17 protein-coding genes and 1 riboswitch are annotated in these 17,569 nt (G+C 46.4%); of the genes, 10 read left to right on the forward strand and 7 right to left on the reverse strand.

The window, feature by feature from the left end:
* Positions 1-112 precede the first annotated feature (112 nt).
* From V5G28_RS10785 to V5G28_RS10795, 3 genes are all read left to right on the forward strand, one after another.
* Positions 113-1,774, forward strand: a complete 1,662-nt coding sequence (locus tag V5G28_RS10785) for a PfaD family polyunsaturated fatty acid/polyketide biosynthesis protein (RefSeq protein ID WP_332992553.1) — start codon at positions 113-115, stop codon at positions 1,772-1,774.
* A 93-nt stretch (positions 1,775-1,867) separates the two neighbouring features.
* Complete coding sequence (locus V5G28_RS10790; RefSeq protein ID WP_096563754.1) at positions 1,868-3,388, forward strand: thioester reductase domain-containing protein; 1,521 nt, start codon at positions 1,868-1,870, stop codon at positions 3,386-3,388.
* A 674-nt stretch (positions 3,389-4,062) separates the two neighbouring features.
* Positions 4,063-4,833, forward strand: a complete 771-nt coding sequence (locus V5G28_RS10795) for a glucose 1-dehydrogenase (RefSeq protein WP_332992556.1) — start codon at positions 4,063-4,065, stop codon at positions 4,831-4,833.
* A gap of 269 nt (positions 4,834-5,102) precedes the next feature.
* Here V5G28_RS10795 and hetI read toward each other — a convergent pair whose 3' ends face one another.
* Both hetI and cobJ read right to left on the reverse strand, forming a co-directional pair.
* Positions 5,103-5,822 (reverse strand): 4'-phosphopantetheinyl transferase HetI, encoded by a 720-nt coding sequence (hetI, locus tag V5G28_RS10800; RefSeq protein WP_332992558.1) that lies wholly within the window; start codon positions 5,820-5,822, stop codon positions 5,103-5,105.
* A 460-nt stretch (positions 5,823-6,282) separates the two neighbouring features.
* Entirely contained in the window at positions 6,283-8,085 is a 1,803-nt protein-coding gene (cobJ, locus tag V5G28_RS10805) for a precorrin-3B C(17)-methyltransferase (RefSeq protein WP_332992560.1), read from the reverse strand.
* Positions 8,086-8,168: 83 nt separating this feature from the next.
* On the opposite strand from cobJ, the gene V5G28_RS10810 reads away from it, so the two are divergent.
* A complete protein-coding gene (locus V5G28_RS10810) occupies positions 8,169-8,609 on the forward strand; it encodes a VOC family protein (protein WP_332992562.1) in 441 nt (146 codons plus the stop codon).
* A 140-nt stretch (positions 8,610-8,749) separates the two neighbouring features.
* On the opposite strand, the gene V5G28_RS10815 is transcribed toward V5G28_RS10810, so the two are convergent.
* The 4 genes from V5G28_RS10815 to V5G28_RS10830 all read right to left on the reverse strand — a co-directional run bounded on the left by V5G28_RS10815 (position 8,750) and on the right by V5G28_RS10830 (position 12,137).
* The gene (locus V5G28_RS10815) at positions 8,750-9,454 is read right to left on the reverse strand and encodes a precorrin-2 C(20)-methyltransferase (RefSeq protein WP_332992564.1); all 705 of its coding nucleotides are present in this window, start codon (positions 9,452-9,454) and stop codon (positions 8,750-8,752) included.
* Positions 9,451-10,080, reverse strand: coding sequence for a precorrin-8X methylmutase (locus V5G28_RS10820; protein WP_332992566.1), 630 nt, complete (start codon positions 10,078-10,080; stop codon positions 9,451-9,453). The genes V5G28_RS10815 and V5G28_RS10820 overlap by 4 nt, the downstream gene beginning before the upstream one ends.
* A 13-nt stretch (positions 10,081-10,093) precedes the next feature.
* Positions 10,094-11,620, reverse strand: a complete 1,527-nt coding sequence (gene cobG, locus V5G28_RS10825) for a precorrin-3B synthase (protein WP_332992568.1) — start codon at positions 11,618-11,620, stop codon at positions 10,094-10,096.
* A gap of 49 nt (positions 11,621-11,669) precedes the next feature.
* Positions 11,670-11,798, reverse strand: a riboswitch (cobalamin riboswitch).
* 78 nt (positions 11,799-11,876) lie between these two features.
* Positions 11,877-12,137 (reverse strand): zinc ribbon domain-containing protein, encoded by a 261-nt coding sequence (locus tag V5G28_RS10830; RefSeq protein ID WP_332992570.1) that lies wholly within the window; start codon positions 12,135-12,137, stop codon positions 11,877-11,879.
* Positions 12,138-12,171: 34 nt separating this feature from the next.
* Between V5G28_RS10830 and cbiE the strand changes: the two genes are divergently transcribed.
* Positions 12,172-13,401 (forward strand): precorrin-6y C5,15-methyltransferase (decarboxylating) subunit CbiE, encoded by a 1,230-nt coding sequence (gene cbiE, locus V5G28_RS10835; protein WP_332992572.1) that lies wholly within the window; start codon positions 12,172-12,174, stop codon positions 13,399-13,401.
* A 64-nt stretch (positions 13,402-13,465) separates the two neighbouring features.
* On the opposite strand, the gene V5G28_RS10840 is transcribed toward cbiE, so the two are convergent.
* Entirely contained in the window at positions 13,466-13,732 is a 267-nt protein-coding gene (locus V5G28_RS10840) for an AbrB/MazE/SpoVT family DNA-binding domain-containing protein (RefSeq protein ID WP_073630961.1), read from the reverse strand.
* A gap of 31 nt (positions 13,733-13,763) precedes the next feature.
* On the opposite strand from V5G28_RS10840, the gene V5G28_RS10845 reads away from it, so the two are divergent.
* The 5 genes from V5G28_RS10845 (at position 13,764) to V5G28_RS10860 (ending at position 17,567) form a co-directional block, all read left to right on the forward strand.
* Positions 13,764-13,946, forward strand: coding sequence for a hypothetical protein (locus tag V5G28_RS10845; protein ID WP_332992576.1), 183 nt, complete (start codon positions 13,764-13,766; stop codon positions 13,944-13,946).
* Between the two features lie 111 nt (positions 13,947-14,057).
* Positions 14,058-14,240, forward strand: a complete 183-nt coding sequence (locus tag V5G28_RS36640) for a hypothetical protein (RefSeq protein ID WP_442994246.1) — start codon at positions 14,058-14,060, stop codon at positions 14,238-14,240.
* Between the two features lie 184 nt (positions 14,241-14,424).
* On the forward strand, positions 14,425-14,559 hold the full coding sequence (locus V5G28_RS10850) for a hypothetical protein (protein ID WP_332992580.1): 135 nt from the start codon (positions 14,425-14,427) through the stop codon (positions 14,557-14,559).
* 272 nt (positions 14,560-14,831) lie between these two features.
* Positions 14,832-16,361 (forward strand): glycosyltransferase, encoded by a 1,530-nt coding sequence (locus V5G28_RS10855; protein ID WP_332992582.1) that lies wholly within the window; start codon positions 14,832-14,834, stop codon positions 16,359-16,361.
* 84 nt (positions 16,362-16,445) lie between these two features.
* The gene (locus tag V5G28_RS10860) at positions 16,446-17,567 is read left to right on the forward strand and encodes a carboxylate-amine ligase (RefSeq protein WP_332992584.1); all 1,122 of its coding nucleotides are present in this window, start codon (positions 16,446-16,448) and stop codon (positions 17,565-17,567) included.
* Positions 17,568-17,569: the final 2 nt, after the last annotated feature.

Raw genomic sequence — 17,569 nt, forward strand, 5'->3', positions numbered from 1 at the left:
GAGTTTCAGAGAGTTCTTGCGTAAGTCCTAATTCCTTCACTATTGACAATTAACCACGAACTACTAACCACTAACGACTCTCTCTTACTCACAATTCAAGGGAATCACTACCGTGAAAACTGAAAATGCGGTATTAGGTAAATACAATAACGGTCTTAGCTTCTTTGGTCACTTCAATCACAATCAAGTTTGGAAAGGTGACTTAGATTGTGTGGCATTTGAACCATCAGATATCAAAGAAAAATTGCAGAATTTACATAAACCTTGTTACATCGTAAGAGTAGCAGGAAAAATTGGTGTCACCAACGAAGGTTATTCTTATCCTACTGATAATGGGACAGGACAAGTAGAATTGTTGATCGCAGTTCCACCGATCTCAACACATAATTTAGGAGACCCTAGTTTTCTTTCTTCTCATGGTGTGAAATACGCCTATGCTACTGGTGCAATGGCTGGCGCTATTGCATCTGAAGATATGGTGATTGCACTAGGAAAAGAGAAAATTTTGAGTTCCTTTGGTGCTGGTGGTTTAAGTCCAGACCGTCTTGAAGCAGCTATTAACCGTATTCAACAAGCCTTACCTCAAGGTCCCTACGCTTCTAATCTTATTCACAGTCCGAATGAACCTGCTATTGAACGCCGTGCAGTGGATATATACCTCAAATATGGGGTGAGAACAACAGAAGCTTCAGCATTTTTGGACTTGACTCCCAATATTGTCTATTACCGTGCTGCTGGGCTGGGCGTGAATGCAGCCAATCAAATTGAAATCAAAAACAAAGTCATTGCCAAAATCTCCCGTCGAGAAGTCGCTAGCAAATTTCTCCAACCAGCACCACTAAAAATTCTTAAAGAACTTGTTGCACAAGGACTCATCAGCGAGTTACAGGCAAATCTTGCAGCCCAGCTTCCCATCGCCGATGATATTACTGTAGAAGCTGATTCTGGCGGACATACAGACAATCGCCCCCTAGTTTGTCTCCTGCCTTCTATGTTGGCATTAAAAAATGAAATTCAGGAAAAATATCGTTACTCAACACCTATCAGAGTTGGAGTAGCTGGGGGAATTGGGACACCACAATCAGCAATAGCCGGCTTTATGATGGGTGCTGCTTATGTGGTGACTGGTTCGATTAATCAGTCGTGTGTTGAAGCTGGAACTTGTGATTTTACGAAGCAATTGTTAGCACAAGCAGAAATGGCTGACATGATGATGGCTCCAGCAGCAGATATGTTTGAGATGGGAGTTAAACTTCAAGTTTTAAAAAGAGGAACTATGTTCCCTCTACGAGCTCAGAAACTGTATGAGATATACAGGAATTATGACTCGATTGAAGATATCCCTATCGCAGAACGAGAAAAATTAGAAAAACAAATTTTTCGTAAGAGCCTTGCTCAGATATGGGAAGAAGCTGCAACTTATTTATCTAAAAGAAATCCTGAAAAACTAGGGAAAGCAATCAACAATCCCAAAATGAAAATGGCGGCAATTTTTCGCTGGTATTTAGGATTATCCTCTCGCTGGTCTAGTTCTGGAGAAAAGGGTCGAGAAGTCGATTATCAAATTTGGTGTGGTCCGGTGATGGGTAGTTTTAATGACTGGGTTCGTGGTTCTTATTTGGCTGAGCCAAAAAATCGCCGAGTCGTTGATGTTGCTGATCACATCATGACTGGAGCAGCATTTTTATACCGCATTCAAAGTTTAAAAATTCAAGGACTACAAATCTCAGACGACTACTGTCAGTATCATCCAGTTTGTTCTACTACCTTTTAAGAGCTACAAATTGAGGGGTTCAAGAAACCCGGTTTCTCAGAGAAACCGGGTTTCTAAGAAATCGCAGACTATTATGTTAGAGGTGTGTAAATAATGGCTTCAAAACAGTCTCATACGGCAGAAGAAATTCAAGCATGGCTAGTATCTATTCTTGCTGAGGCACTAAAAATCGAACCTGATGAAATCAATATCCAAGAGTCTTTAGAAAGCTACGGTTTAGACTCAGCCCAAGCTATGGTTTTAGTTACCCAAGCAGAGAAGATGCTGGGATTTGAAGTCTCTCCTACGCTGTTGTGGCATTACCCAAATATCGAAGCACTTTCACAGCGTTTAGCTGAAGAATCGCAAGATTTGGAGTCACAGGTTCAAGACGCGGGAGTTGCCCCTCGAACAAATCTTTCCGCTGTCAAGACGGTAACGCTCGATTTAAGTGCTGAAGCTGTTTTAGACCCGAACATCCGTCCTGCATCGACTTTTAAATTTACAAGTGAACTGGATAATGTCTTTTTAACTGGAGGAACAGGCTTTTTAGGAGCTTTTCTCATCCATGAACTGCTACAGACAACAAATGCAGATATCTATTGCTTAGTCCGTGCTGCTAATTCTGAGGAAGGCAAGCGCAAGCTGAAGAAAAACTTGCAACAATATGCGGTTTGGGAAGAAGAGTTTAGCCCCAGAATTATTGCTATTCCTGGAGATTTATCGCAGCCACTTTTAGGTATCAGTACTGAAGGGTTTGAAATGCTGGCAGCTAATCTTGACGCTGTGTATCATAGTGCTGCCACCCTGAATTATGTATATCCCTACTCAGCACTCAAGACTGCTAATGTTCTGGGAACGCAAGAAGTGATACGCTTAGCAAGCGAAATCAAAGTCAAACCTCTGCATTACGTTTCTAGTGTTGCTGTTTTTGAATCACCTGCTTATGCTGGCAAGGTCGTCAAAGAACAGGATAACTTTGACCATTGGGAGGGTATTTATCTCGGTTACTCTCAAACGAAATGGGTTGCTGAAAAGTTAGTTAAGATTGCCGGTGAGCGAGGACTTCCCATTACCATCCACAGACCACCATTGATAGCAGGGGACAGTCGAACAGGTGTGTCTAACACCCATGATTTTACCAACCTGATGATCAAGGGCTGTCTTGAGATGGGATGTTTTCCAGATGTGGATTATATGCTGGATATGTCTCCTGTAGATTATGTGAGCAAAGCGATTGTTTATCTATCAAGGCAAAAAGAATCTATAGGCAAAGCTTTCCATTTACAACATCCTGAACCTGTATCCTTAAAGATGTTAGTTGAATGGATGCGCTCTTTCGGTTTTCCAATTCAAATGCTTCCTTACGACGAGTGGCAAGCACAGTTAATGAAAAATGCGACTTCTGTGGAAAATCCTTTGTACACACTGCGACCTTTCTTGTTTGAACGGTGGTCTCAAGAAGGACTGACTATTCCAGATTTATACTTGCAAGCTAGAAGACCCTTTATCAGCTGTCAGGAAACACTCGATGCACTTGCAGGAAGCTCGATTGTTTGTCCACCGATAGACTCTAAATTGTTTATCACATACTCCTCTTACTTGATTGAAACCGGTTTTTTGAATGTTGCCTAGAAGTGCGCCACTAGCTTTGTTTGAAAGGTAATGTAGTGAGCGTGTTTCATTAATTCTAATGGATTACAAGATCCCCGACTTCTTTAAGAAGTCGGGGATCTGATCCCTATGATATGTCAAAATTAATGACATAAACTACTAGTTTGTATTATTGGTAATTGGTCTGAAGTTTAGACTTTTACTGCAATTGTTTCGATAAATAAGCGCTCTTAGCGTTGTGCATTAAACTTTTTGAGGCAGTCTGAGCGTTAAAAGCCGTCGCTCCAGACTGCCGTTTCTTTATGGATAATATGAATCAGCCAATGGGGAATGAGCAAATACTTACTTGGTAAGCTTTTTATTATAAATATTAGTGTTATTTATAATATCAGCTAAGAAAAAATAAAAATGTTATAATATGGTTAACCCCGTGCTTTGTTTGAAAGTAAGCTCCGTGAAGCAAAGCATTTCGGAAATTCTACTCTACCCCAACGGGTGCGCTCCGCTACGGAATTTAAGTTTGGTTATGGTTCACAGCGATAAATCACCCAAAAGAGCTGATATTAAAGTTGGTTAATCACTTCGTTTATGTTGTTATTTGTTATCAGCTACTAGTTAGTCTTTGAAAATAACTAATAATTAACAATTCACAACTCATAATTAACCACTAAAAGCAAATTTATGGAGGTATTGAAGTGGTAGCAACGTTCACAGGAAAAGTCGTTCTGGTGACTGGAGGCGGTTCGGGAATTGGCAGAGCTTCTGCACTAGCATTTGCCAGGGAAGGAGCAAAGGTCGTTGTTGCTGATGTAGCTGTTGAAGCGGGTGTTGATACAGTTAGCAAAATCGAGGCAAGCTGCGGTGAGGCTATTTTCGTTAAGACAGACGTTTCCAAGGCGGCTGAGGTCAAGAAACTGATTAAAAAAACTGTTGAGACCTATGGAGCGATCGATTGTGCATTTAACAATGCTGGTATCAAGGGAGTGAGTAGTTCAACGGCTGCTTGCACTGAGGACAACTGGGATCGAGTGCTCAACATTAATCTTAAGGGTGTGTGGTTGTGCATGAAATACCAAATTCCCTATATGCGGGAACAAGGCGGCGGAGCGATCGTCAATATGTCCGCCGCTGCTGGTTTGAGTAACTGCCTGGAACGTTTTCCTGCCTACACTGCCAGCAAGAATGCTGTCATAGGACTGACGAAAACCGCCGCCGTTGAATATGCAAAAGCGGGTATCCGCATCAACGCATTGTGTCCAGGCTACATCTACACACCAATGGTTGAAAGCGAGATTCATCAAAACCATCAAAACTCTGATTTGAAGGATTTGATGGCTAATAAAGTCCCTATGGGACGTTGGGGAACCCCGGAAGAAATCGCTGAGATTGCACTTTTTCTGTGTTCAGATACTGCTTCGTATGTCAACGGACATGCGATGGTTGTCGATGGTGGTTTAGTCGCATAGCCAGAAATTTAACAGTTACCAGTTATCAGTTATCAGTTATCAGTTATCAGTTGACAGTTAACAATTAACAATTAACAATTAACAGTTCACTGTCCACTATCCACTATCCACTGCGGCTGGTACTGTTCACTGTTCACTGTTCACTGTTCACTGTTTTAATCATTTATGCACGACAACAGAAAGCTTGGCAGATGTGCGGACCCTGTTTTCTCAAGTATGGTCTTTTGGGGTCTTGAGAGTGCTTCAATGATTGGGTGAGGTTTTCAAGATTAATACTGCCAGCATCTTAACTGCAAGCTACTACCCTCTACAGCAACAGCCGCAACAGAATTGTCAGCTGGTACCAACTCAAGCAAGCTCCATTTTTGCTCTGTCTTTAGCTTTGCTGGTTGTCCTGGAGTGAGGGAAACTTCTATTTGCTCGAGCTGAGCAATTCCTACTCCAGTTGCTTTTAAATATGCTTCTTTGCAAGTCCAGTAGCGGAAAAATACCTCTTGCATTTTGTTGGGAGGAAGCCCACACATGACTGCATATTCCCCAGGTGAAAAGTATCGTTTAGCAAGGGCAAGAACGTCAGAAATCGGGCGGATGTATTCTAGGTCTACTCCTACGAGGCGATCGCAAGTCACTGCACACAAAGCTAACCCAACTGAGTGAGTCAAGTTAAACGATAGTTTACTATCAGCAAACGTCTCACCTAACACTGGTTTGCCAGAGGATTCATAAGAGAACTGCAATTCTTGCGCCTCCACACCCAAGTAGCGACCCAATATAGTTCGCAGTATACCCCGACCAGCAATAAAACGCTGCCGATGCTGTTCTTTATAGAAACGCTTTGCTCGACAAACTTCGTCGCTGGAGAGGGTTGCTGCCAAATGTTGCAGCTGTCCTTCTGGTCTGTCAAGGTCAATTCGCCAGACATGAACTTCATTCTGCAACAAAGTTAAATCTGCCGATGCAGGCAGCCACAAATGATTTTCAACAGTCATTGAGTCACGCAGTAATAGTTAGCTAATGCCTGAATTTAGATACCTAAATTTTGAGAGGATTGGTGTTAACAGCGGTGTTCTTCCACTGTGAACGATCGCCCCCTACTCATTGTGCGGTAATTTACCACTCTCACGACAAGATGTAGGAGATGTGTGGATTTATCCGTCATTCCTCTCGTTTGGGCTTTCATCGGAAAGCCCCAATCTCACACTCAACAAATCAATGGTCTAACGGTGTTGTCGCTTTTTCCAAGAGATAGAAGAAAAAGTGCGTTGTCAAAATCGGTTTTGCTTTTTGACTTTCCCGTTATTATATAACTTTATGACCTGATTCCGATAGTCTTCTTGTAAGCGATTCTTAACTATTTTCAGACTTTTTTTGTTGAAGGGATAACAGGAACAAGGAGGACAAGGGAGAGAGGATAGAATGTATGAACGCAACTTGGTATCAGAAGCGATTTTATGGAGTCTTGCGTTCATCATATCGACGGGGAGTGTAGACCCAAACGCTACCATCGCACCGCTGAATCATCCGGGTTTTGCTTGACCCGACAAGAATGACTGTCCGCATATCAGCAAGTTCTGGTGCTAAATCTTCCAAAGTGTAAACCTCAACAGATTCTCCATCCCTGCCAAGGTTGCGGGCAAGTACCACGGTCGTATCAGGATGTCTGTAACGCAGTAATATATTTTTTGTCTCTGTTAGTTGCCAAAGGCGCTGCTTTGACACTGGGTTATAAAAAGCAATCACGAAATCAGCTTGGGCAGCAGCAGTAATTCGCTGTTCGATAATTGACCACGGCTTCAAGATGTCAGACAGGGAGATGGCGCAGAAGTCATGACCAAGCGGTGCACCAATTTTTGCCGCCGCTGCTTGCATCGCGGAAATACCCGGTGCGACTTGAATTTCGATACCTTGCCATTCTGGTTTTGCCTCTTGATCAAGCACTTCAAAGACTGCTGCTGCCATTGCATAAATACCGGGATCACCAGAGGATACCACCGCCACAAAACGCCCCTCTGCGGCTAAATCCAGCGCCATTCGCGCCCGTGCAAGTTCTTCCCGGTTGTCGGACTCATGCCGCCGTTTGCCGTTGCCAAGAGAACCGACTAATCCCAAGTAAGTAGAATAACCTACTAAATCAGTGGCATTACGTAAAATTTCCTTGACTTCCGGGGACATCCAATCGCTTTGTCCAGGGCCAGTGCCAATTATTGCCAAGCGACCACGTGGTTTACCTGTGCTATTGATATCGATGGGTAGGGGTGCGATCGCCATAGCACAGTTAAAGTCAAATGATTGCCGTTGCATGATCAACTGCCCAGAGGAAGCCGCTAAAGCCGCCGCCATTGCCACATCTGCGGTGTTGTTTTGTGACATGGCAGCGGCAATTTCATCGGTCGTAAAGAAGCGAATAGGCACGTTGAGGGCGTCGGCAATTGCTTGTAAAGCTGGATTGGCAGCATCAAGGGTACTGGCAAAGACTCCGGCAACGGATGCTGGGGCTAACTCAGCATCCGCTAGCATTTGCTGTACGAGGGCGATTTCCTCGGAACCCCACCCCCTGCCCCTCCCCGCAAGCGAGGAGGGGTGCCCGATAGGGCGGGGTGGGATGCAACTGACTCCAATCGCCACCGTTGCTGGGTGATAGACAAGGCGGGTTGAGGTGGAAACGACTGGCTTTTCTGTAATTTGTATAACTCTTTCTGCATCTTGGTCGATAGGTAACGAACTATTTCTCAACCAAGGTGCATCACCCTCCAACCTCACGGAATTTCCCGCCAACAAGTCGGACATGAAAGATTTGGCGTATTCGGGGTTCGCCAGATGATAGCCTGCTGGGGGATCTTCCAGTGCGATGCCAAAACGGATGTCACCTGTAGTTGTGATGGCAGGTTTGACATCCAGTACGCTGGCGATTTGGCGTGCCAGATTATTTACCCCATTGAGTCCGCCCAAAAGTGGCACCACTGCACTACCATCCTCAGCAACCGCAATAACTGGAGGTTCCTGTCGCTTGTTGGCAAGCAATGGGGCAAGGGTTCTGATCAGAATACCTGTAGCACAAATGCCAACGATGGGTGTTCCATTGGCGAATAACTCCCGCAGTGTCGTTCCAAACTCAGTAAAACTGACATCTACATCAGAAGTGCGACCCGCCAGCCCGTATAACTGCGCTCCTGGCAAGACACTGATAATTTTTTTTGCTACGGGGATGCTGTTTTGACCTAGCATCACAACGGCGAGTGCGATTTTGCTCATAGGACTGTAGTGGAAGTTAGTAGCTTTTTGTCGTTCCTAGATAGAACATTAGTACCATATGTGAAGTACTAAACGGAGCTTTTATGAAGCCACAGCTTAATATCATTACCCTTGGAGTCACCAGTTTACAACGCTCTCTCCAGTTTTACAGCGACGGCTTAGGATGGCGACCATCTAGCGCCAGCCAGGGTGATATCGTCTTTTTCAAATTAGGCACAGTTGTGCTAGCACTTTACCCACGAGAAAAGTTGGCAGAAGATGCAAGGGTCAGTCCATTTGGTCAGGGATTCTCTGGCTTTACCCTTGCATACAATACTAGGAGTAAAGAAGAGGTTGATGAAATACTCAAGGTGGCAGAAAGTGTAGGCGCAACAATTGCTAAGCAAGCGGAAAATGTTTTTTGGGGTGGTTACAGTGGTTATTTTACAGACCCAGATGGGTATCTCTGGGAAGTTGCTTGGAATCCATTTTTTGAACTGAGTGAAGATGGTAGCTTAGTACTGCCATTACCAGAATCCCTGTGAACTAAGTACAGCATTTTATAAATCCGTAGCGTTTCTTTCGCCCAGCTAGTAAGACTGAAGCGGCTCGTGATTCGTTACGAACTTGTGAAATTTTGTACTCAGAATCCCCCACGTTCTACGCGTGGGGAGTGCCAATTTACCTATAAATGGCTCTTACTTGGAACCAAAACCATTGAAAAGTAAGGCACTTGGGCTGGATCTACGTCATCCAAAGGTATGGTTCGCTGGTTTGCCATCGTCCCTCGCTCAATGTAACGCGCCCGTGAGGCAAGCCCTAATTTATACAGCGCATCAGAAACTTTCGTGAAATGTCGCTGCAGCTTGATAATGGCGGCAGCATCAGCATTTAACAATTGTGCTTCTAGGACTTCGGCTGGCAACGTGGCTGGCAGTACGCTGAAAATATCGTTTCGGTAACTCAGGGGGACTCCTAATGCTGAAGCACATCCCATCGGTGAAGAAACCCCTGGCACGACTTCTGTTTCAAACTGGTCAGACAGCCGCGTGAATACGTACATGAACGAGCCGTAAAATAATGGATCGCCTTCGCACAGGACTACCACATCCCGTCCGGCGGCAAGATGTTCGGCAATAGGCGTGACAACCTGGTCATAAACCGGTTGTGCTGCATACGGATCAAGCGCACGCGGGAGATGATATTTTACCTCGATTTGATTACCAGGGAGATATTGGGCTACGATACCTCTAGCAATACTCTCTTTATCTTCTGCGGATTGATAAGCAACCACTGGGCAAGAACGTAGTAACCGCAGTGCTTTCAGTGTTAAAAGTTCCGGATCTCCTGGACCGACTCCAACTCCATAAAGACGACCTTTCGCCATCATTCTTCCTCCGTTGCTAAGGCGTTAACTGCAGCAGCGGTAATGGCACTTCCACCCCGCCGACCATGCAATGTTATAAATGGGACACCACGACTATCTGCTGCCAGTGCGGCTTTCGATTCTGCTGCCCCTACAAATCCCACAGGAAAACCTAGAATCAGCGCTGGTTTTGGTGCCCCAGCATCCAGCATTTCCAGTAACCGGAACAAGGCAGTCGGTGCATTGCCAATTGCCACCACAGCCCCTTCTAACTTTGGTAGCCACAATTCCAAAGCAGCGGCAGAACGGGTGTTTCCCAGTTTTTGGGCAAGTTCTGGCACTTCTGGATCATTGAGGGTGCAAATCACCCCATTGTCTGCTGGCAGTCGCCGCCGCGTAATTCCTTCTGCCACCATCCGGCAATCACACAGAATTGGTGCCGCTGCTGCTAAAGCTGTACGCCCCGATACCACAGCTGTTGGTGCAGCTGCTATATCATCAACAATATCTGTCATGCCGCAAGCATGAATCAGACGCACGGCAACCTTCGCGACATCCGGGGCAAGTACAGACAGATTTGCCTCTGCGCGAATAGTGGCAAAGGATTTGCGATATATTTCGTTACCATCTCGAATGTAGTCAATAGTCATTTGTCATTTGTCCCTAGTGCCTCACATCCCCTTGCTCAAACAACCGTTGCAAATCTTCAATAGCATATCGGTTAGCGAATTCCCCAAATGATTCATTGGGAGTAGCACGTTTTGCCATATAGATTTGCAGCATCCGTTCTAGCAATAGGGATAATTCTGGAAACGATACTAAACTGTAAACTTCTCGTCCAAATTTCTCCTTGCTGTCACCATCACCCACGTAGACTTTATAACCTTCCACCGTTTTCCCCTCCTGCTCAATAGTGACACCAAGGAGGGCGATATCGCTTCTGCTGTGTTGGGCACAGGATTTTTCGCAACCTGTGAAGTGAATGTTAACTGGTTGGTCGAGAGTGAGGCAACTATCCAGATACTTAGCTAGTGCCAAGGCGTGACCTTTGGTATCTGTTGCTGAAGACGCACATCCTGTATTGCCAGCACAGGCGACTAAGGCGCTGCGAATGTTGGTTGCAGACCAATGCAATCCTAAGTTTTCGATTTGACTTTGTGCTTGAGGAACCGACTGATGGGGAATATCTGATATGAGAAGGTTTTGCCAAGGCGTCAGCCGAAGAGTACTAGTGCCATATGTTTCCGCAATATCCGCTAGACCACGCATTTGCCAAGTTTCCAACTTACCAACGGGTAGCACAACACCAATGTAAAATAATCCTTTCTGTCGTTGGGGATGAACACCTATGTGCTGGTATCTGTTTATGGTAGAGACGTTGTATCCGAGAGTTCTACATCTGTCCACGTCACTCCATATTGGATACACTCGCCGCAATCGATAAGGAAGATGATGCTCAACTTCTTGGAAAAATCTTTCAATGCCTAAGTCGTTCAAAACCTGCCAGAGACGTGGCTGGCGGGATTTGCGATGGGGAATTATCTTGCCAGTCCCTACTGCTAAATGCTGTAAATAAACTTTCGCGAATCCAGCCACGACTTCTAGACATTCCTCTGGTTTCAGGAGAATGCCTGTATCAATGAATGGTTCAACCTGCGATACACCTAAATTCAACTTAAGCTGGAAGTAAACGTTTGTACCAACCATGACAGCGGTTAGGGCGATATCATTGAGGCGATCGCCTATCGACACAGAACCACCGCCATCAAAAGCAACGCTAAATTTTGGTGAAAGTGGTGCTAGCTCTGCGTGAGCCGCAATATAATTATCCCATTCGCAGATGAACGGTCGAGTATCAATTAATTCGTATGGATCAATGCCTGCTGTAGGACTACCCATGATGTTTCGCAGATGGTCAACCTCTGGAAGAGTTGAAGCTATGCCAATTTCCTGCAAGACTCTCAAAACATCAGCGGTCATTTCCTTGCGGATTTCACGGACTTGGAGGTTGGCGCGATTGGTAATATGAACATAGCCAGTTCCAAACTCGTCAGCTAAGTCAGCTATCACACGACACTGCTGGCTAGCGAGTATTCCTCTAGGTATGCGGATGCGAGATAATATGCCGTCCCGCGCGGACGTTCGATAAAAAAGACCAGGACAACTAACAGAATGATACGGTAATGACACGCCTGCAACTCCTTCCCTGTGCAACGCAGGGAGCAGATAAGAACTGTGTCCGTAAGACACCCTTAGAGTTGGCATTCTGACTTACAAAGCCAAAAGTTATAACTTTTTACTTGATTACAGCTGCGGCACAGTCCCGGAATTTCACCGGACTTTCCCCACTCCAAGTGTGTGTAGTTTAGCATGAGTTGACAACTCCTCGGGCTAAAGCCTTTGAGGATTCTTCCTTCATCCAACATTGCCTCTAAAAGCAGTGCCTTTAGATGGTCTTACACGTTGTCCAAAAGCAGTAGCGTTTCGGCCCTCCCGCCAAAAGCCGTAAACCTTCATCTCTAATATTTCTAGCTGCGTTCAAATCCCTGTCGTGTAATGTTTGACATTTAGGACACTGCCAGCTACGAATATCCAAACTTAGGTTATCTACTTGATGTAGGCAGTTACTACAGGTCTTTGAACTGGGAAAGAATCTATCTACTTCAATGTAGGTTTTTCCTTGCCATTGTGCCTTATACTTCAACATGGTGCAGAATTGACCCCACCCAGCATCACTCTAAATGCACAAATGGTTATCAGTGGTCGGTATTGGTGAGGATGGGCTATCGGGATTGAGTGCGATCGCCTCTGGCGGGGCTTTGCCCATCGCCCGTTCTCTTGTTGAGCGTGCAGAAGTGATCGTCGGGGGAAAACGCCATCTCGCCATGCTACCACCAGACGACCCGCGCGAGAAACTCATCTGGACTTCCCCCATCAGTGATTCGATAGAAGAAATTCTCCGTCGCCGGGGTCAGTCTGTCTGCGTATTGGCAAGTGGTGACCCCATGTGCTTTGGTATCGGTGTCACCCTTACCCGCAAGATTCCGATTTCTGAGATGACTATCATCCCCGCACCGTCATCCTTCAGTCTCGCCTGTGCCAGATTGGGATGGTCGCTTACCGAAGTCGAGACATTAAGTTTAAATGGTCGTCCCCCTGCTCTGATTCAAGCTGCTATCTACCCGAAAGCGCGTCTATTAATATTAAGTGAAGGGAAGGAAACCCCGGCACTTGTGGCTGAAATATTGACAAAACGCGGCTTTAGTGGTAGTAAAATTACAGTTCTTGAACACATGGGCGGTTCTCAGGAACGAATTATCGAAGGCACAGCCGTGTCATGGACGACAACAGAACTTGCTGATTTAAACACCATAGCTGTAGAGTGTATTGCTGATGCTGGAGTCGTGCCGTTACCTCGGCTAGCAGGATTGCCGGATGACGCTTATCATCATGATGGACAGTTGACAAAGCGTGAGGTACGGGCAATAACACTCTCCGCTTTGGCTCCCACACCGGGACAGTTATTGTGGGATGTGGGTGCTGGGTGTGGTTCCATTGGTATTGAGTGGATGCGGAGTCATCCTCGATGTCGGGCGATCGCTATTGAGCAAAACTCCACCCGACTCCAATATATTGCTGACAACGCGGCCGCCCTTGGTACACCTTATTTACAAATTGTTGCAGGCAAAGCTCCCGCTGCACTCAAAGACTTGCCTCAACCAGACGCCATATTTGTTGGTGGTGGTGCAACAACAGAAGGTTTGTTTGAGGTTTGTTGGGAAGCTTTGCCTCCGGGTGGGCGTTTTGTTGCCAATGCAGTCACAGTTGAAAGTGAACAGAAGCTGTTGCAATGGCACAATCAAGTGGGCGGGGAGTTGATTCGCGTTGGTGTTCAACGCGCTGCTCCCATCGGTGGGTTTTTGGGATGGAAGCCGATGGTGCCGGTGACGCAGTGGGTGGTAGTGAAGTAGTTGGAAGGGAAAATTCTTTCGAGTTGCAAATAAGCAAGCAAAGCAGAGGCATCCAAAACCACCGTCATGCGCCCATTTCCCACTTGGCTTCCTCGCGTCGTTCCGCCATCAACTCATCCGTTAAACTTATTCCTTTCGGCAGTTGCGAAAACCGAGCCTTCAGGCGCTGTTTAATCGCCTCCTGCTTTTCCAAAATCAGCCGTCCTTCTTCAGGACGAGCAACTAGTGTATCTCCCTCCTCAAAACCTAACAGCCGCCGTAGAGCTGCAGGAATCACCAAACGCCCTTGGCGATCGAGATGGACTTCAACATATTTAGATGGTTCGACCATAGATCCACTTTTTATGCCACCTTGAATTTATATGTGCCATAAAAATGAAGTTTGTGGCAATAATCAGTTATACTCAGTCTCCAGTCACGGCAAATGGCACAACGAAGTAGGCAGGGAGCTAATTCGTGTTGCTATGCAAAGGGCTGCTCCTATTAGCGGGTTTTTGGCATGGAAGCCGATGGTGCCAGTGACGCAGTGGGTGGTGGTGAAGTAGTTGGAAGCAAACATCTATACCCCTCTTAGCAGTGAGTATCCGTAGGGTATTCCATAATAGAATTTATGGTGACAAGAAGAATTCGGAGATAACGTGTCTGACAACTTACTAATGTGTATAGGCGATGGTGACAATATAGGTGATGTAATTGATTTTTATTTACTTTCACAAAATCTTGAAGAAGCTAGCAAGTTTTCATTTCAGGTAAAAGCAGCTATGAAAGTCTTCGCAAGTCGCTTCGGGAAGCAAAAGCTGGTAAAACCAGACCAATTTCTGAATTGTGGGATGGAATAGATGTCGAGTGAACTTCCCTCAGTTGAAATAAAATTTACTGATGAATTTAAGCGCAAACTACGCACCCTCTCCAAAAAGTATTGTCAAATTCGGTCTGATGTGCAGCCAGTCATTGATGGAATTTACTGCATAAGAGCTAAATGCAGCACGTCAGCTTTGACTTGATAGAGTTGTCGAGTATTTTTTGGCGAAGCAAGGTATTGAAGTTTTATTTGTTCAAGGTTCCGTGGTATCAGATTCAACAGATGAGTTTTCAGATGTTGACTTTCGGGTTGTAGTTCAACCATCAGTCGATGGTGGTGAAGTCAAGCGAGACTAAGGGATAGAAGAGGACAAGCACTTTATGTCATCCGATATATGTGAGCGAACTCCAGTAACGATTAACTTAAATTAGGAAAATGCGCGAATGTCCTGGTGTACGCCAAAGGGAACCCATGAAAGACCTTTGACTTACTTTTTGATGGCACTCATGTACAGCCTGATTGCCTGCGTTCAGTCTTCGGAAGTCTGAATAGGCTCGCCATGCTGTTGTGCTGCCGTCTTCAGGCAGAAGTCTAAACTCGGAAATTAACCTGTATTAGGAAGTGGGCGATGCACATTGGATTTCTCAACCCTCAGGGCAACTTTGATTCAGGCAATAGTCATATGACCGAACATCCGGATTTTGGGGGTCAGCTGATTTACGTCAAGCAAGTCGCCATAGCAATAGCTCAAAAAGGTCACAAAGTTGATATTCTCACCCGCCAAATCATTGACCCCCAGTGGCCAGAGTTTGCTGAAGGGTTGGACACTTATCCAGGCGTCGATAATGTACGCATTATCCGGCTACCAGCAGGACCAAAAGAATTTCTGGCTAAAGAGTTTTTGTGGCCTCATCTGGTGAGTGATTGGGTACCCAACATCCTGAAATTTTATCAAGAGGAGGGTGGTTTACCCGATGCTATGACTGCTCACTACGCCGATGGGGGACTATGCGGCGTTTTGATTGAGGAGGAGACAGGCATACCTTTTACCTTTACTGCTCATTCTCTCGGTGCGCAAAAGATAGACAAACTGGAGGTCACTCCAGAAAATCTCGCCCAAATAGACGAGCAATTCCATTTCAGATACCGCATCCTAGCCGAACGCCTGAGCATGAATCGCTCGGCTATTAATATCACCAGTACACGACAAGAACGCTTTGAACAGTACTCTCACCCTGTCTATCGTGATGCAGTGGACGTAGACAACGACAACCGCTTTGCGGTGATTCCACCAGGAGCAGATTTCTCCATCTTCGGTGCTGAGGCGCGTTCCGAAAACGAGGAAGCTACCGAAGAGATCATTCAGCAGCGATTGGCACGCGACATTACAGAGTCACGTCGGGATTTGCCCGCCATCGTGGCATCGAGTCGATTAGAGCCTAAAAAAAACGTATTAGGGCTAGTGCAAGCCTTCGCAATGAGTCAAACGCTTCAGGAACGAGCGAACTTGTTGCTGCTTACAGGAGGGCTGGACGATCCGCTGCGAGAGAAGGCGAGCGACGACGTGACCGAAGAGGTATTAGCCCCCATCCGGCAGGTGGTCGAAGAAAACAATTTGTGGGGCAAGATCAGTGCTTTTGGTTTGTCAGAAGGACAAGAGGCACTGGCTGCAACTTATCGGTTTATGGCTAAACGGCGCTCGGTATTTGCGCTGACTGCACTCTATGAACCCTTTGGCTTGGCTCCCTTAGAAGCGGCAGCAGCGGGTTTACCAGTGGTAGCAACCCAGAACGGTGGTCCCAGCGAGAGCCTGCGAAAAGGAGATACCGAATATGGCGTACTCGTTGACCCAGAAGACCCAGCTGATATTGCGCGAGGCTTGGAGCGGTTGCTATGCGATGAAAAACAGTGGGAGTATTTTGCTCAGGCTGGTCAGCAGCGGGTGCTGAAGACGTACACCTGGGAAAGTACCGCCGAGAACTACCTGACCCTGATCGAGCAGATGGTTTCCTCACCACAGGCACGCACTCGGGATCAACTCCTCCCAATCCATCCCTACTTTCTTAATCCACAACCGCAGACAGATGTTTCCTTGGAAGAATTGAGCAATATCTACTTTGGGTCTAACCAAAAGGCACTAAGTACACCAAGCGTTTAAAAGGGTTTCCCAATCCTGAACCCATTAATTTTAAAGTTCTCGCTCCCGCTAACAAAGTTCGTGAACAAGCGAAGGACACAAGCTATGCCATCCCAAACTGAAGAATTCACTATTGGTGTTGAAGAGGAATATCAAATTATCAACCCCGTGACACGGGAATTGAGTTCGCGTGTGGAACACGTTCTCCCGAAAGCTGAGAAAGCACTTGGCTCTGAGGTGCAGCCAGAAGCCCAGCGATCGCAGATAGAAATTGGTACGCCCATCTGTCGAACACTTGCGGATGTGCGTTCTGAGCTTGTTCGTTTGCGACGCGAAGTGATTATAGCGGCTGCCAAGGACGGTAACCAAATTGCCGCCGCCGGGACGCACCCGTTCTCGCACTGGGATGAACAGCAGCTCACGCCCAAAGAACGTTATCTAGGGCTGATGCGAGATTATCAACAACTCACCCGTGAGCTAGTGATCTTTGGCTGTCATGTGCATGTAGGGATAAGCGATCGCTCTGTTGCCATCCAGGTGATGAACCGTGCCCGTGTGTGGCTTTCCCCGCTCTTGGCACTGTCGGCGTCCTCGCCCTTCTGGTTAGGTACGGATACAGGCTATGCAAGTTATCGTACCGAGATTTGGAGCCGATGGCCGCTATCCGGTCCGCCGCTGATATTCGAGTCCGTAGCCGAGTACGAAGCGCTTGTACAAGCTCTGGTGGAGACGAAAAGTGTAGCGGAGGCGACGAAGATTTACTGGGATGTGCGTTTGTCAGAACGCTTCCCGACAATAGAGTTTCGAGTCACGGATATCTGCCAAACGGTGGATGAAGCGGTGATGGTGGCGGGGCTTGTGCGGGCTTTGGCGCGGACTTGTTACGAACAAGCAATGCGGGATGAACCGTTTCCTGCGGTGCGCCACGAACTCATACGCGCCGCTATTTGGCGTGCGGCACGCTATGGATTAGATGAGGATTTAATCGACGTTGGCGCTATGAAAGCTGTAAAGGCGCGTGAGTTGGTTGAGAGCTTTCTCGCCTTCGTGCGTCCATCGCTTGAGGAGTATGGAGAATGGGATGAAGTCTCATCTCTTGTACATGAAACCATGCAGCGAGGGAACGGCGCAACACGGCAGCGCGAAGTTTACAAGCGAACGGGGCGTTTGGAAGATGTGGTTGATCTCATCGTCCGAGAAACGGCAAAAGGGATAGCGTCAGTATAGGG

It is taken from the genome of Scytonema sp. PRP1, from assembly GCF_036697665.2.
Lineage (GTDB): Bacteria > Cyanobacteriota > Cyanobacteriia > Cyanobacteriales > Nostocaceae > Kalymmatonema > Kalymmatonema gypsitolerans.